The sequence below is a fragment of the Streptomyces collinus Tu 365 genome (assembly GCF_000444875.1).
In the GTDB taxonomy this organism is placed as follows: domain Bacteria; phylum Actinomycetota; class Actinomycetes; order Streptomycetales; family Streptomycetaceae; genus Streptomyces; species Streptomyces collinus_A.
The window spans coordinates 4,819,006-4,834,367 of record NC_021985.1 but is presented as its reverse complement, the minus strand read 5'-3'; the positions used below and the strand labels follow the sequence as shown (position 1 = coordinate 4,834,367).

14 protein-coding genes are annotated in these 15,362 nt (G+C 73.2%); 8 read left to right on the top strand and 6 right to left on the bottom strand.

Annotated elements, in window-relative coordinates; genetic code table 11:
• Window positions 1-117: 117 nt before the first annotated feature.
• The 3 genes from B446_RS21005 to B446_RS20995 form a co-directional block, all read right to left on the bottom strand.
• Window positions 118-726, bottom strand: a complete 609-nt coding sequence (locus B446_RS21005; RefSeq protein WP_020941453.1) for a TetR/AcrR family transcriptional regulator — start codon at window positions 724-726, stop codon at window positions 118-120.
• On the bottom strand, window positions 723-1,535 hold the full coding sequence (locus B446_RS21000) for a sugar phosphate isomerase/epimerase family protein (protein ID WP_043476175.1): 813 nt from the start codon (window positions 1,533-1,535) through the stop codon (window positions 723-725). Before B446_RS21000 ends, B446_RS21005 begins: the two co-directional genes overlap by 4 nt.
• Before the next feature lie 115 nt (window positions 1,536-1,650).
• Window positions 1,651-2,583 carry a Ppx/GppA phosphatase family protein gene (locus B446_RS20995; protein ID WP_020941451.1) on the bottom strand — a complete coding sequence of 311 codons (933 nt, stop codon included), beginning with the start codon at window positions 2,581-2,583 and terminating at the stop codon, window positions 1,651-1,653.
• A 71-nt stretch (window positions 2,584-2,654) separates the two neighbouring features.
• Between B446_RS20995 and B446_RS20990 the strand changes: the two genes are divergently transcribed.
• Window positions 2,655-3,509 (top strand): hypothetical protein, encoded by an 855-nt coding sequence (locus B446_RS20990; protein ID WP_020941450.1) that lies wholly within the window; start codon window positions 2,655-2,657, stop codon window positions 3,507-3,509.
• Window positions 3,510-3,567: 58 nt separating this feature from the next.
• Here the strand turns inward: B446_RS20990 and B446_RS20985 are convergent, their stop codons facing one another.
• Window positions 3,568-5,250 carry a BACON domain-containing protein gene (locus B446_RS20985; protein WP_020941449.1) on the bottom strand — a complete coding sequence of 561 codons (1,683 nt, stop codon included), beginning with the start codon at window positions 5,248-5,250 and terminating at the stop codon, window positions 3,568-3,570.
• Between the two features lie 200 nt (window positions 5,251-5,450).
• Between B446_RS20985 and radA the strand changes: the two genes are divergently transcribed.
• Both radA and disA read left to right on the top strand, forming a co-directional pair.
• A complete protein-coding gene (gene radA, locus B446_RS20980; RefSeq protein ID WP_020941448.1) occupies window positions 5,451-6,860 on the top strand; it encodes a DNA repair protein RadA in 1,410 nt (469 codons plus the stop codon).
• A gap of 80 nt (window positions 6,861-6,940) precedes the next feature.
• Window positions 6,941-8,065, top strand: coding sequence for a DNA integrity scanning diadenylate cyclase DisA (disA, locus tag B446_RS20975; RefSeq protein ID WP_043476169.1), 1,125 nt, complete (start codon window positions 6,941-6,943; stop codon window positions 8,063-8,065).
• 60 nt (window positions 8,066-8,125) lie between these two features.
• Here disA and B446_RS20970 read toward each other — a convergent pair whose 3' ends face one another.
• The gene (locus tag B446_RS20970; RefSeq protein WP_193384479.1) at window positions 8,126-8,962 is read right to left on the bottom strand and encodes a hypothetical protein; all 837 of its coding nucleotides are present in this window, start codon (window positions 8,960-8,962) and stop codon (window positions 8,126-8,128) included.
• A gap of 192 nt (window positions 8,963-9,154) precedes the next feature.
• On the opposite strand from B446_RS20970, the gene B446_RS20965 reads away from it, so the two are divergent.
• The 5 genes from B446_RS20965 (at window position 9,155) to cseC (ending at window position 13,625) form a co-directional block, all read left to right on the top strand.
• On the top strand, window positions 9,155-10,030 hold the full coding sequence (locus B446_RS20965; RefSeq protein WP_020941445.1) for an A/G-specific adenine glycosylase: 876 nt from the start codon (window positions 9,155-9,157) through the stop codon (window positions 10,028-10,030).
• 307 nt (window positions 10,031-10,337) lie between these two features.
• The gene (locus B446_RS20960) at window positions 10,338-10,877 is read left to right on the top strand and encodes a SigE family RNA polymerase sigma factor (protein WP_020941444.1); all 540 of its coding nucleotides are present in this window, start codon (window positions 10,338-10,340) and stop codon (window positions 10,875-10,877) included.
• Entirely contained in the window at window positions 10,865-11,518 is a 654-nt protein-coding gene (locus B446_RS20955; RefSeq protein WP_234967968.1) for a hypothetical protein, read from the top strand. Before B446_RS20960 ends, B446_RS20955 begins: the two co-directional genes overlap by 13 nt.
• A gap of 31 nt (window positions 11,519-11,549) precedes the next feature.
• Window positions 11,550-12,254 carry a two-component system response regulator CseB gene (gene cseB, locus B446_RS20950; RefSeq protein ID WP_020941442.1) on the top strand — a complete coding sequence of 235 codons (705 nt, stop codon included), beginning with the start codon at window positions 11,550-11,552 and terminating at the stop codon, window positions 12,252-12,254.
• Between the two features lie 12 nt (window positions 12,255-12,266).
• Window positions 12,267-13,625, top strand: a complete 1,359-nt coding sequence (gene cseC, locus B446_RS20945; protein ID WP_020941441.1) for a two-component system sensor histidine kinase CseC — start codon at window positions 12,267-12,269, stop codon at window positions 13,623-13,625.
• A 118-nt stretch (window positions 13,626-13,743) separates the two neighbouring features.
• Here the strand turns inward: cseC and B446_RS20940 are convergent, their stop codons facing one another.
• Window positions 13,744-15,333: an MDR family MFS transporter gene (locus tag B446_RS20940; RefSeq protein WP_020941440.1), complete on the bottom strand. Its 1,590-nt coding sequence runs from the start codon at window positions 15,331-15,333 to the stop codon at window positions 13,744-13,746.
• Window positions 15,334-15,362: the final 29 nt, after the last annotated feature.

The following is a 15,362-nucleotide window of genomic DNA, read 5'->3' as shown; positions in this document are numbered from 1 at the left end:
CGCTCCTTCGAAGACCTTCTGCCAGTGGGTACTGACTGTCTACGAGCGTACGCCGCCCCTCCACGGACTGGACAAGGTTGTCCGGAATGCGGGACGTGTGTTCCACGGGCGCGGCTGTCAGGGCTGCGTCAGATGCCCCTGCACCACCGGCGTCACCCGCCTGATGATCGACTCCAGGTCCGCCGACGCCAGCGGCTCCAGCTTGATCACGTACCGCATCAGGGCCGCGCCCACCAGCTGCGCGGCCGCCAGCTCGGCCCGCAGTTCCGCGTCCGGCAGGTCGAGCTGGGCGGCGACGCGGCGCAGCAGCTGGGCGGAGACGAGGCGGCGGAAGACGGCGGCCGCGGTCTCGTTGTTGACGGCGGAGCGCAGGATCGCCAGGAGCGGCGTGCGGGTCGTGGGGTTCTCCCACACGCCGAAGACGAAGCGGGTGAGCCGCTCCCCCACCTCCTCAAGGGGGCCGGCGGCCAGCGCCTCGGGTGCGTCCAGGGCCGGCGCGAAGGCCACCGCGACGGCCGCTTCGAAGATCTGTTCCTTGGTGCCGAAGTAGTGGTGGACGAGCGCGGCGTCGACCCCGGCGGCCTTGGCGATGCCGCGTACGGAGGTCTTCTCGTAGCCGTGTTCGGAGAACACCTCGCGGGCGGCCGCGAGGATGCGGTCGCGGGTGTCGGCGGACTCCGTGCGCGGCGGGCGGCCGCGGCGGCGGGCTCCGGCGGTGCCGGTCACCGCCGGGGCACCTTCACGGCGGCGGCCAGGTGGGCGCGGGTGAAGGCGAGGGCCTCGGCGAGGTCGGCCTCGCGCTCGGCGCTGGACATCGCCCGCCGGGTGTTGACCTCGATGACGACGTGCCCGTCGAAGCCGCGCCGCCCGAGGCGCTCCAGCAGCTCGGCACAGGGCTGGGTGCCGCGGCCGGGGACCAGGTGCTCGTCCTTGGCCGAGCCGCGGCCGTCGGCGAGGTGGACGTGCCCGAGGCGGTCGCCCATGCGGTCGACCATGTCGAGCGCGTCCGTGCGGGCCGTCGCCGTGTGGCTGAGGTCGATCGTGAAGTGCCGGTAGTCGTCCCTGGTGACGTCCCAGTCGGGCGCGTACGCCAGCATCTCGCGGTCGCGGTAGCGCCAGGGGTACATGTTCTCGACGGCGAACCGCACGTCGGTCTCGTCGGCCATCCGCCAGATCCCGGAGACGAAGTCGCGGGCGTACTGCCGCTGCCAGCGGAAGGGCGGGTGGACGACGACCGTGTGGGCGCCCAGCTTCTCGGCGGCCGCCCGGGCCCGCTGGAGCTTGACCCAGGGGTCGGTGGACCAGACCCGCTGGGTGATCAGCAGACAGGGGGCGTGGACGGCCAGGATCGGGATGCCGTGGTAGTCCGACAGCCGGCGCAGCGCCTCGATGTCCTGGCTGACCGGATCGGTCCACACCATGACCTCTACGCCGTCGTAGCCGAGGCGCGCGGCGATCTCGAAGGCCGTCGCGGTCGACTCCGGATAGACGGAGGCCGTGGACAGCGCGACGGTCACGTCCCTTGGTTCTGCCACGTCCGTCACCTTAAAGGGTCGAGTGGGAAGGGTGTCGGGTCCCTCTTCGCCGTTGTGACGTTTGCCATGCGGGCGGGCGCGGCCCCGGCGGGACGGGTTCCGCGCCCCGGGTACGTCAGTCGGCGTCCATGTGGTCGAGGCGCCGGAGGATGACGCCCTCGCGCAGCGCCCACGGGCAGATCTCCAGGCACTCGACGCCGAACAGGTCCATCGCGCCCTCGGCCACCAGCGCGCCGGCGAGGAGCTGGCCGGCCCGGCCGTCCGAGACCCCCGGCAGCTCGGAGCGCTGCTCGGCGGACATGCCGGCCAGCCGCGGCACCCAGGCCTCCAGGGACTCGCGCTTGAGCTCGCGCTGGACGTAGAGGCCCTCGGCGCTGCGGGCGGCTCCGGCGATGCGGGCCAGCTGCCTGAAGGTCTTGGAGGTGCCCACCACGTGGTCGGGGGCGCCGAAGCGGCTGAACTCGCCGACCGAACGGGCTATCTGCGCGCGGACGTGGCGGCGCAGGGCGCGGACGTTCTCGGCGTCGGGCGGGTCGCCCCGCAGCCAGCCGGCGGTGAGGCGGCCGGCGCCGAGCGGCAGGGAGACGGCGGCGTCCGGCTCCTCGTCGATGCCGTAGGCGATCTCCAGGGAGCCGCCGCCGATGTCCAGCACGAGCAGCTTCCCGGCCGACCAGCCGAACCAGCGGCGCACGGCCAGGAAGGTGAGCCGGGCCTCCTCCTCGCCGGTCAGGACCTGGAGCCGCACCCCGGTCTCGGCCTCCACGCGCGCGAGGACGTCGTCGGCGTTGGACGCCTCCCGGACGGCGGAGGTGGCGAACGGGACGAGATCCTCGACGCCCTTGTCCTCGGCGGCCTGGAGCGCCTCCCGCACGACGTCGACCAGCTTGGCGATGCCGTCGTCGCCGATGGCACCGCTGTCGTCGAGCAGCTGGGCGAGCCGCAGTTCGGCCTTGTGCGAATGCGCGGGCAGCGGGCGCGCGCCGGGGTGGGCGTCCACCACCAGCAGATGCACCGTGTTCGAGCCCACGTCCAGGACACCGAGTCTCATGTACGGAACGCTACTGCCAGATTCGCTTTTCCCGGTCCCCGCTGCGGGCCCCGGCCACTTACCCTGGACGCGTGCCAAAGACGAAAAAGGCGAACTACGGAAAAGCTGCGAAGGCGGACAAGACGGGCAAGGCGGGCCGCAAGGCCCCGTCCGTCGAGGCGCCGGGGGCGAGCGACGAGCAGGGGCTCGACTTCGCGCGCGCGTGGGTGGAGTTCCCTGATCCGGCGGACGACGAGCAGGTCTTCCGCTGCGATCTGACATGGCTGACCTCTCGCTGGAACTGCATCTTCGGCAGCGGCTGCCAGGGCATCCAGCCGGGCCGTGCGGCCGACGGGTGCTGCTCGCTGGGCGCCCACTTCTCCGACGAGGACGACGAGAAGCGCGTCGCCGAGCACGTCGCACGGCTCACACCGGACATCTGGCAGAACCACGCCGAGGGCACCCGCAACGGCTGGGTCTCCGAGGACGAGGAGGGTTCCCGGCAGACCCGGCCCTTCCAGGGCTCGTGCGTCTTCCAGAACCGCCCCGGTTTCGCGGGCGGCGCGGGCTGCTCGCTGCACATCCTGGCCCTGAAGGAGGGCCGCGAGCCGCTGGAGACCAAGCCCGACGTGTGCTGGCAGCTGCCGATCCGGCGGACGTACGACTGGATCGACCGGCCGGACGACACGCGCGTGCTGCAGGTGTCGATCGGCGAGTACGACCGGCGGGGCTGGGGCCCGGGCGGCCACGACCTGCACTGGTGGTGCACGTCGGCGACCTCGGCGCACGGCGCGGGCGAGCCGGTGTACGTCTCCTACCGGCCCGAGCTGACCGAGCTGATGGGCAAGGCGGGCTACGACCGGCTGGTCGAGCTGTGCGAGCAGCGGCTCGCTTCGCAGCTCCCGCTGGTGGCACCGCACCCGGCGGACCCGGCGCCTGGCGCCTAGGACACGGCCCAGGACCGGCTTCGCGCCGGGGCCCGGGCCCGTCTTCGTCCCTCGGGCGTCACTGTCCGTCCGAGGGGCTCGGGCTGCCGTCGTCGGCGGGCGGCGGCGAGGAGCTCGGCGGGTCGGACGGGGCGGACTCCGTGGGGCTGGGGCTGGAGCCCGGGTCGCTCGGGGACGGGGACTGGCCGGCCGGCGGGTCGGAGGGGGCCGAGGGCGCGGACGTCGGGCCGGGGCCTGACGTCGACGGCGGGGCCGAGGGGCCGCGCGGGGCGGTGCCGTAGCCGTCGATGGTGACGACGGCGCCGGCCGGTGCGACGGCCACCTGGGCGTGCCAGTGGCCGGACGGCTCGCGCAGGTGGTCGACGTACACCTTGATCGTCAACGCGTCGCCGGGGTCGAGGGTTCCCGCGGACTGGCTCAGGTAGAGCCAGTCCGCCGAGGTGGACGCGGACCAGCGGACCGGTCCCGCACCGGACGCGGTGAGGGTGATCAGCGTGGTGTCGCCGTCGTTGCTCGCGCCGACCGTGAGCCGGCCGGCGCCCTTGTGGTCGCCCCCGCCGACGCTGACGACCTCGACGGAGACGTCCGGGCCGCCGGATCTGCCCGGGCCGCCCGGCTTCACGCTGGCGTTGCCCGCGTTCTCGTAGCCGCCCGCGGTGTCGCCGCCGAGCGCGTCGGGTCCCTGCGCCTCGCGCGCGGTGGCCGAGCGGCCGTCCTCGTCGCCGACCGGGGTGGCCCGGTAGGCGGCCCACAGGGCGATCACGGGGGCCGCGACGACGGTGGCGACGACCGTGGTGGTGACGGCACGCGCGCGCAGGCGGTCCCGGCGGGCGGCGTGGTCCTTGGGGTCCATCGGGAAGCCGCGCCGGTCGAAGCGGGGCGCGGCCGCGCCCCGCGCGCGTGCGTGGTGCGCGAGGGCGGCGTGCAGGGCGGCGCGCGGCGCCTCCAGGACGGGCAGCTCGGCCGGGGTGACCGTGGCCCCGGGCCAGCGGCCGGGCACGGCGCGTTCGGCGGTACGGCGGCAGCGCGGGCAGTCGTCGACGTGCCGGACCAGCTCGCGGCGCAGGGCCGTGCTGAGGACCAGCCGGCTGTCCCCGGTGAGATGGGCCACGCTCGGGCAGCCACCGGCCTCGACCACGGCGAGCGCCGCGCGGGTGCGCTCGACCTCGCAGGCGGCGGCGGACAGCAGCTCGCGCGCGGCGGCGGGCTCCATGCCGAGGACGGCGGCGACCTCATGGGCGGCCAGGTGGTGGCGGACGGCCAGCTCCAGGGCCTCGCGCTGCTCGGGGGTGGTGCCCGCCGCCTCCGGCCAGGCGAGCAGGGCCAGTTCGCGCCGCCGCTGCTCCTCGACCTCGGCGGGGACGGCCGGCTGGGACGCCTGCTTCGTGGCCGCCGGACGGCCGGCCGCGTGGGTGGCCTGACGTTTCTGCTTGGCCTCGGCGAGCCCGCGCAGGCACGCCCAGCGGGCCAGCGCGTACAGCCAGGCCCTGCGGTCGTCGGCGGCCTGCGGGACGCGCTGCCCGCGCCGCTCGGCCAGCGCCAGGACGTCGCCGAGGGCGGTGGTGGCCGCGTCGTGGTCGCAGAGCACCGACAGACAGTAGGTGAACAGTCCGTCCAGGTACGGCTCGTAGCGCGCCGGCGGCCGCTGGGCGAGCGTGCGCGCGGCGGCGCGGTCGCGCGCCTCCCGGTGCGCCCGGTGTGCGCCGGTGGTGCGGGTCGTGGTCCGAGAACTGCTGCTCATCACCTGTGCGACCGTAGGCGGCGGCGGAGTGTCCCTTCGGGCACCTTGAGCACTTTTAATCCGTACGGGTGAAACGATCCCTCATAAGGGGACAGGAACCTTTCATTCCGTGGCGCGATCTCCGTGGATGGTGGCCGATACCGGACCACCCACATGCGCCCCGGGCGGGCTCTGTCAGTGCTCCGGGCTACGGTTTCCGCATGGCTGCCCGTACCAAGACCACCAAGGACCGACCGTCCTACCGCTGCACCGAGTGCGGCTGGCAGACGGCCAAGTGGCTCGGCCGCTGCCCCGAGTGCCAGGCCTGGGGCACGGTCGAGGAGTACGGCGCGCCCGCGGTCCGCACCACGGCACCGGGCCGGGTCACCTCCTCCGCGCTGCCCATCGGGCAGGTCGACGGCCGGCAGGCCACCGCCCGCTCCACCGGCGTGCCGGAGCTGGACCGGGTGCTCGGCGGCGGCCTGGTCCCCGGCGCGGTCGTACTGCTCGCCGGCGAGCCCGGCGTCGGCAAGTCCACCCTGCTGCTGGACGTGGCGGCCAAGTCGGCGAGCGAGGAGCACCCGACCCTCTACGTGACCGGCGAGGAGTCGGCGAGCCAGGTCCGGATGCGCGCCGACCGCATCCACGCCCTGGACGACCACCTGTACCTGGCCGCCGAGACGGATCTCGCGGCCGTCCTCGGCCACTTGGACGCGGTGAAGCCGTCCCTGCTGATCCTCGACTCGGTGCAGACGGTGGCCTCCCCGGAGATCGACGGAGCGCCGGGCGGCATGGCCCAGGTCCGCGAGGTGGCGGGGGCGCTGATCCGCGCCTCCAAGGAGCGCGGGATGTCGACGCTCCTGGTGGGCCACGTCACCAAGGACGGCGCGATCGCGGGCCCCCGGCTGCTGGAGCACCTGGTGGACGTCGTGCTGCACTTCGAGGGCGACCGGCACGCCCGGCTGCGCCTGGTGCGCGGTGTGAAGAACCGCTACGGCGCCACGGACGAGGTCGGCTGCTTCGAGCTGCACGACGAGGGCATCACGGGCCTGGCCGACCCCAGCGGCCTGTTCCTGACCCGGCGTGCCGAGCCGGTGCCCGGCACCTGCCTGACCGTCACCCTGGAGGGCCGCCGCCCGCTGGTGGCCGAGGTGCAGGCGCTGACCGTGGACTCCCAGATCCCCTCCCCGCGCCGGACCACCTCGGGCCTGGAGACCTCCCGGGTGTCGATGATGCTGGCGGTGCTGGAGCAGCGCGGGAGGATCAGCGCGCTCGGCAAGCGGGACATCTACTCCGCGACGGTCGGCGGCGTGAAGCTGTCCGAACCGGCCGCGGACCTGGCGATCGCCCTCGCCCTCGCCTCGGCCGCCAGTGACACCCCGCTGCCCAAGAACCTCGTCGCGATCGGCGAGGTGGGCCTGGCCGGCGAGGTGAGACGGGTCACGGGCGTGCAGCGCAGGCTCGCCGAGGCGCACCGGCTGGGCTTCACGCACGCGCTGGTGCCGGGCGATCCGGGCAAGGTCCCGGCCGGTATGAAGGTGCTGGAAGTCGCCGACATGGGGGACGCGCTGCGGGTGCTGCCGCGCTCCCGTCGCCGAGAGGCCCCACGGGAGGCGGAGGACCGCCGGTAGACTTTGCCCAGGTCTCGCCCGTCCGTACGAACAGAGTGCGCACGACGGCAGCGCCCACAACCTGCGACCGGAGGAGTGCAGTGGCAGCCAACGACCGGGCAGCAGCTCCCGGAAAATCCGGTGGGAGTGCCGGCTCCGATCGCCTGATGCGCGCCTCTCTGAGCGCCGTGGCGCCCGGCACGCCCCTGCGTGACGGCCTGGAGCGGATCCTGCGCGGCAACACCGGCGGGCTGATCGTCCTCGGTTCCGACAAGACCGTCGAGGCCATGTGCACGGGCGGCTTCGTCCTGGACGTGGAGTTCGCGGCGACGCGGCTGCGGGAGCTGTGCAAGCTGGACGGCGGCATCGTGCTCTCCTCCGACCTGTCGAAGATCCTGCGGGCCGGCGTGCAGCTGGTCCCGGACCCCACGATCCCGACGGAGGAGACCGGCACCCGGCACCGTACGGCGGACCGGGTCTCCAAGCAGGTCGGCTTCCCGGTGGTCTCCGTCTCCCAGTCCATGCGGCTGATCGCGCTGTACGTCGACGGGCAGCGCCGGGTGCTGGAGGACTCGGCGGCGATCCTGTCCCGCGCGAACCAGGCGCTGGCCACCCTGGAGCGCTACAAGCTCCGGCTGGACGAGGTCGCGGGCACGCTGTCGGCGCTGGAGATCGAGGACCTGGTGACGGTCCGGGACGTCTCCGCGGTGGCCCAGCGCCTGGAGATGGTCCGGCGCATCGCCACCGAGATCGCCGAGTACGTGGTCGAACTGGGCACCGACGGCCGTCTCCTGGCCCTCCAGCTGGAGGAGCTGATCGCCGGGGTGGAGCCCGACCGCGAGCTGGTCGTCCGGGACTACGTGCCCGAGCCCACCGCGAAGCGCTCCCGCACCGTCGAGGAGGCGCTGTTCGAGCTGGACGCCCTCAGCCACGCGGAACTGCTCGAAATGGGCACGGTGGCCCGGGCGCTGGGCTACACGGGCTCTCCCGAGACCCTGGACTCGGCGGTCTCCCCGCGCGGCTTCCGGCTGCTGGCGAAGGTGCCGCGGCTGCCGGGCGCGATCATCGACCGGCTGGTGGAGCACTTCGGCGGTCTGCAGAAGCTGCTCGCCGCCAGTGTGGACGACCTCCAGGCCGTCGACGGCGTCGGCGAGGCCCGGGCGCGGAGCGTGCGCGAGGGCCTGTCCCGCCTGGCCGAGTCCTCCATCCTGGAGCGCTACGTCTGAGCCGCGGCGGCGGCCGGCCGGGGTGCGGCCGCCCGCCCTCCGCGGGGAACCGCCGCCGGTCTAGTCCTCCGCCAGCACGAACGAGGCCTGGGTCTTGCCGAAGCCCGGTGCCTTCGCCTCCAGCAGGTAGGTCCCCGGCTTCGCCGACCCGGCCGGGGGCGTCGCGCAGTGCGCGGCGCTCGGCTTGCGGTCCCACTTCACGGCGTACGTGATGCTCTGCCCGGCGGGCACCCGGAACACCAGGCTCACGGCGCCCTTGGGGCAGTCGGCCGAGGACCAGTAGTCGTCGCCGCCGTCCGCCGGCGTGATGGTCAGCACCGCCTTCTCGGGCCCGAGATCGACCTTGCAGTCGGTGGACGAGGCGTTCTTCACGGTGAGTTCGAACGTCGGCGTCTGGTCCGGCGAGTACGAGTTGTGCACGCTGCGCAGGCTCAAGGTGACCGCTCCGGCGGTGCAGCCGGGCAGCGAGGAGGAGGCCGGCAGCGCGTCGGCCGCGACCACGGGACCGCCGCCCGCACCCGAACCCGGGCCGCCCGCCGAACCGGAGGACCCGGCGGAGCCGGAGCCGCCCTTGCCGTCGGAGCCCGAGCCGCCGTCCGACCCGGAGCCGCTGCCGCCCGAGCCGCTGCCACCGGAGCCGGCGCCGCCACTCGAATCGTCGCGCCCGCCCGGGTGTTGGCTGATCGCCGACCCCGACGGGGTGGGCCCCGGCGTGATCGTGGACACGGGACCCTTGCCGTTCGACCCGTCGGCGTTCTTCTTGCCGCCCCCGCCGCCGGACACCACGATCCAGACGATCACCAGGGCCAACACCGCCAACATGGACAGCAGTACGGCCCTCCGTCGCCAGTAGATGGAGGAGGGAAGCGGCCCGACCGGATTGCGCAGAGATCCCACGGCCCAAACTGTACGAGAGATCAGCGCCCTTGCTGGCGCCACCCGCCGCCCGGCACGCAACTTTTCCGGATCATCATTCCGGCAACTGCCCTGAAGCAGAGGGAGCTTCACACAGCGCGACCCGATGCGACGCTCCGCAATCGCGCCGACGCCGACCACGCCCGCCCGAGCCGTGGCAGGATCGGAAGGGCCATGACTGAGAAGCTCCACACCCCCGTGATCTCCTGGTTCGACGCACACGCCCGCGACCTCCCCTGGCGCCGCCCGGAGGCGGGCCCCTGGGGTGTGATGGTCAGCGAGTTCATGCTCCAGCAGACCCCCGTGAGCCGCGTCCAGCCCGTCTACGAGCAGTGGCTGAGCCGCTGGCCGCGCCCCGCCGACCTCGCCGAGGAGGCGCCCGGTGAGGCGGTGCGCGCCTGGGGCCGGCTCGGCTACCCGCGTCGCGCCCTGCGGCTGCACGGCGCCGCGGTGGCCATAACGGAGCGGCACGGCGGCGACGTGCCGACGGACCACGCCCAGTTGCTGGCGCTGCCCGGCATCGGCGAGTACACGGCGGCCGCGGTGGCCTCCTTCGCGTACGGGCAGCGGCACCCGGTGCTGGACACCAACGTGCGCCGGGTCCTGGCGCGGGCGGTGACGGGTGTGCAGTACCCGCCGAACGCCACCACGGCGGCCGAGCGCCGGCTGGCCCGCGACCTGCTGCCGGAGGACGAGGGGACGGCCGCCCGGTGGGCCGCCGCCTCCATGGAGCTGGGCGCCCTGGTGTGCACGGCGAAGAACGAGGGCTGCCAGCGCTGCCCGATCGCCCCGCAGTGCGCCTGGCGGCTCGCGGGCAAGCCGGAGCACGAGGGGCCGCCGCGCCGCGGGCAGACGTACGCCGGCACGGACCGGCAGGTGCGCGGCAAGCTGCTGGCCGTGCTGCGCGAGGCGCACGTGCCGGTGCCGCAGGCGGCGTTGGACCGGGTGTGGCACGAGCCGGTGCAGCGCGCCCGCGCGCTCGACGGACTCGTCACGGACGGTCTGGTGGAGCCGCTGCCCGGCGGCCTGTACCGGCTGCCCCTGACCTGACGGCCGACAGAGCCTGACGAACCTGGCGGAGCTGACGTACGGACAAGTCGGTGCCGCGAAGGCTCCGTTACGGACCGACCCACCTAACAAAGCATCCCTTAAAGGGAAATAAGCCACGCACCCTTTACCCCTAGCCTACTTCCGTTACACAACCGACGGACAGCCGACTGCTAGCCGAAGGCTGCTCCGCACAGCCCCGTGACAACCGCTCCGTAGTTTCTTTCCCGTACCCGGCAGACCACGGGACAGCGGGAAGAGCGGGACTCCGGACACGAGCCGGAGACACGGGGAACGGAGGCGGTTGATCATGGCGCAGGGCGAGGTGCTCGAGTTCGAGGAGTACGTGCGGACCCGGCAGGACGCGCTGCTGCGCAGTGCCCGCCGGCTGGTGCCGGACCCGGTCGACGCCCAGGACCTGCTCCAGACCGCGCTCGTGCGCACGTACGGCCGCTGGGACGGCATCGCCGACAAGCGGCTCGCCGACGCCTACCTGCGCCGCGTCATGATCAACACGCGCACCGAGTGGTGGCGCGCCCGCAAGCTGGAGGAGGTCCCGACCGAGCAGCTGCCGGACGCGTCCGTGGAGGACTCCACCGAGCAGCACGCCGACCGGGCCCTGCTGATGGACATCATGAAGGTGCTCGCACCCAAGCAGCGCAGTGTCGTGGTGCTGCGACACTGGGAGCAGATGTCCACTGAGGAGACGGCCGCGGCCCTCGGCATGTCGGCCGGTACGGTCAAGAGCACGCTGCACCGGGCGCTCGCCCGGCTCCGTGAGGAGCTGGAGGCCCGCGATCTGGACGCACGCGCGCTGGAGCGTGAGGAGCGGGAGCGTTGCGCGGCCTGACCGGGGCCGGGCCCAGTGAGGCCCGAGGCAGTACTCAGGCGGTGATCGCGGCGGTGGCCACGCTCACCGCCATCGCCCTTTTCGTCGCGGCCTGCGGCACCGGCGGCACGGGCGCACGGGACGAGGGCCCGGCGCACGCCTCCGCCGTGGCCGGGTCCGGCGCCTCACCGGCGCCGAGCCCCTCCGACTCCTACCGGCGGGTGGACGCGGTGGCGCTGGTCAAGCACGACCCGGCGGTCTCGGCGACCGTCAAGCGTGAGCTGAAGCCGTGCAGCGGCGACGACTACCCCGTCGACGTCTCCTACGGCGCGCTGACCGGCGGCTCCGTCGACGACGTCGTCGTCAACGTGCTGACCTGTGCCGACGCGGTCGGCATCGGCTCGTACGTCTACCGGGACGACAACGGCGCGTACAAGAATGTCTTCAAGAGCGAGGAGTCCCCGGTCTACGCGGAGATCGAGGACGGCGTCCTGTCGGTGACCAAGCAGTTCTACCGGAAGGGCGACCCCATCTCCAGCCCGTCCGGCGAGGACGTGACGCCCTACCGGTGGACGGCGGGGCGGTTCGTGCAGGGCAAGGGCGTCCACAGGTTCTACAGCAACTCCGTCGGCGGGGATGCGACGCCCACGCCGGGCAACTGACCGACACATCACCGAGGACTGAGAGCGCGGGATGGCAGACCAGACCCATGTCCTGTTCGTCGAGGACGACGACGTCATCCGCGAGGCCACGCAGCTCGCCCTGGAGCGGGACGGCTTCGCGGTGACGGCCATGCCCGACGGCCTGTCGGGGCTGGAGGCGTTCCGGGCCGACCGGCCGGACATCGCCCTGCTGGACGTGATGGTCCCGGGCCTGGACGGGGTCAGCCTGTGCCGGCGCATCCGGGACGAGTCGACCGTGCCGGTGATCATGCTGTCGGCGCGCGCCGACTCCATCGACGTCGTCCTCGGCCTGGAGGCGGGCGCCGACGACTACGTGACCAAGCCGTTCGACGGCGCCGTGCTGGTCGCCCGGATCCGCGCCGTGCTGCGCCGCTTCGGCCACGCCGGCGGTGCCGCGCACCCGGAGGAGCCCGCCGCCCCGCTGACCGGCGGCACGCTGACCTTCGGTGACCTGGAGATCGACACCGAGGGCATGGAGGTGCGCCGGGCCGGGCAGCCGGTGGCGCTCACCCCGACCGAGATGCGGCTGTTGCTGGAGTTCTCCGGCGCGCCCGGCACCGTGCTCTCCCGCGACAAGCTGCTGGAGCGGGTGTGGGACTACGGCTGGGGCGGCGACACCCGGGTCGTCGACGTCCATGTGCAGCGGCTGCGGCAGAAGATCGGCCAGGACCGGATCGAGACGGTCCGCGGTTTCGGCTACAAGTTGAAGGCCTGAGCGGGGCGCGGCATGCGGGGGATCATTCGGCACCCGGTCCGGCACATGGAGAGGGCCGGCCTGCGCACCGGGCTCAGATGGAAGCTCAGCGCGGCGATCGCGCTGGTCGCCGGGCTCGTGGCGATCGCGCTGAGCCTGGTCGTGCACAACGCGGCCCGGGTCTCGATGCTGGACAACGCGCGCGACCTGGCCAACGCCCGGGTGCAGATCGCGCAGGGCAACTACGAGCGGTACAAGCGGACGAACTTCCCGGACATCAAGATCGACGATCCGGAGCTGCCGGGCGCCCTGCGCGAGAAGGTCCAAGAGGGCCGCAGGGCCAGCGACGTCTCGGAGCGCGGCGGGGGGCCGCCGGACATCTGGGCGGCCGTACCGGTCAAGGACGGCCATGTGCTGTCCCTGCACACCCACTTCCCCGACCGCTCCACGGACGTGATGAAGGACCTCGACCAGGCCCTGGTCATCGGGTCCATCGCGGTGGTGTTCGGCGGCAGCGCGCTCGGCGTGCTGATCGGCGGGCAGCTCTCGCGGCGGCTGCGCAAGGCGGCCGCCGCCGCGGGCCAGGTGGCCAAGGGCGAGACCGACGTACGGGTCCGGGAGGCCATCGGCGGCGTGGTGCGGGACGAGACCGACGACCTCGCCCGCGCGGTCGACGCCATGGCGGACGCGCTGCGCCAGCGCCTGGAGGCCGAGCGGCGGGTCACCGCGGACATCGCGCACGAGCTGCGCACCCCGGTGACCGGCCTGCTCACGGCCGCCGAACTGCTGCCGCCCGGCCGCCCGACGGAGCTCGTCCTGGACCGGGCCAAGGCGATGCGCACCCTCGTCGAGGACGTGCTGGAGGTGGCCCGGCTGGACAGCGCCTCCGAGCGGGCCGAGCTGCAGGACATCATGCTGGGCGAGTTCGTGGCCCGGCGCGTGGCCGCCAGGGACCCGGCCGTCGCCGTACGCGTGGTGCACGAGTCTGCGGTCACCACCGACCCGCGGCGGCTCGAACGGGTGCTGTTCAACCTGCTCGCCAACGCCGCCCGGCACGGCCGGCCGCCGATCGAGGTCACCGTCGAGGGCCGGGTCATCCGGGTCCGCGACCACGGCCCCGGCTTCCCGGAGGAACTGCTCGACGAGGGCCCGAGCCGCTTCCGCACCGGCAGCATGGACCGCGCCGGGCAGGGCCACGGCCTGGGCCTGACCATCGCGGCCGGCCAGGCCCGGGTGCTGGGCGCCCGCCTGACCTTCCGCAACGTGCGGCCCGCCGGCCTCCCCGGCCACGTCCCGGCCGAGGGCGCGGTCGCCGTCCTCTGGCTCCCGGAGCACGCCCCGACGAACACGGGCAGCCATCCGATGCTGCCGCTGTCCGGCGGCGCCGCCTGACGGCTCGCGCGCGGGACCCGGGCCGGTGGCCGGTGCCGGCCGGGGGCCCGACAGCGGCTCGGGCACGGCGAAGGCCCCCGGGGCGGACACCAGCCGGGGGCCTTCGGTCAGGGGTGGCTCAGACGGCTTCGATCACCGGAGCCGGCACCGCTTCGGCGCCTTCCGCGGGCTTCTGCGGGCCGCCCTTGAGCGGCACCTCCTTGACGAACAGGGCGGCGACCAGCACGACCACCGCGATCACCGCACCCAGCAGGAACGCCGAGTGCGTACCGGCCGACACCGCGTGCTGGTACGCCTCCCGGAGGGGGGCGGGCAGCATGTTGATGTGCTTGGCGTCCAGCGCGGCGGACTTCTCGGTCATCTGCTTGCCCAGCGCGCCGGCCCGGGTCGCCATGACGTCCTGGACCTTGTGGTTGAACAGGGCGCCCATGATGGCCACGCCGAACGAGGAGCCGAGCGTACGGAACAGGGTGGTGGACGAGGAGGCGACGCCCATGTCCTTCATCTGCACGCTGTTCTGCGCCACCAGCATGGTGATCTGCATCAGGCAGCCCATGCCCGCGCCCAGCACGGCCATGTAGACGCCGGAGGTCAGCCGGGTGGTCCCGGTGTCCATCAGCGACAGCAGGTAGAGACCGGTGATCATCAGCGCGCCGCCGACGATCGGGAAGGCCTTGTAGCGGCCGCTGTTGGTGGTGACCCGGCCCGCGACCATGGAGGTCACGAGCATCGCGCCGAGCATCGGCAGGAGCAGCAGGCCCGAGTTGGTGGCCGAGGCGCCCTGCACCGACTGCTGGTAGAGCGGCAGGTAGAGGGTGGCGCCGAACATCACGAAGCCGGTGATGAAGCCGATGACCGACATGAGGGTGAAGTTGCGGCTGCGGAAGATGTGCAGCGGCAGCACCGGCTCGGAGGCGCGGGTCTGCCAGAAGACGAACCCGACCAGCGTGGCGACGCCGATGCCGATCAGCTCCATGATCCGCGCGGACGTCCAGGCGTACTCCGTGCCGCCCCAGGTGGTGACCAGCACGATGGAGGTGATGCCGACGGTGAGCAGCACGACGCCGAGGTAGTCGATGCCCGCCTTGGACCGCTTCCTCGGCAGGTGCAGCACGGCGGTGACCAGCGCCAGCGCCACGGCGCCGAGCGGCAGGTTGATGTAGAAGGCCCAGCGCCAGCCCCAGTTGTCGGTGATCGTGCCGCCGACCAGCGGGCCGCCGATCATGGCCAGCGCCATCACGCCGGCCATCATGCCCTGGTACTTGCCGCGCTCCCGCGGCGGTATGAGGTCGCCGATGATCGCCATGACGCCGACCATGAGACCGCCGGCGCCGAGCCCCTGAACGGCGCGGAAACCGATGAGCTGGCCCATGTCCTGCGCCATGCCGCTCAGCGCGGAGCCGATCAGGAAGATCACGATCGAGCTGAGGAAGGCGCCCTTGCGCCCGTACATGTCGCCGACCTTGCCCCAGATGGGGGTCGAGGCCGCGGTGGCCAGGGTGTACCCGGTGACCACCCAGGACAGGTGCTCCAGGCCGCCCAGATCGCCCACGATCGTCGGCATCGCCGTACCCACGATCATGTTGTCGAGCATCGCGAGCATCATCGCGATCATGAGCGCGAGCAGGACCACCCGGACGCTCTTCGGCTGTTTCTCCGGCTGCTCCGGCTGCGTCTGGCCCGCCACGGCCGCTTGCGTGTCCGCCATCTCTCCCACTCCCCCTGACGACTGCTACT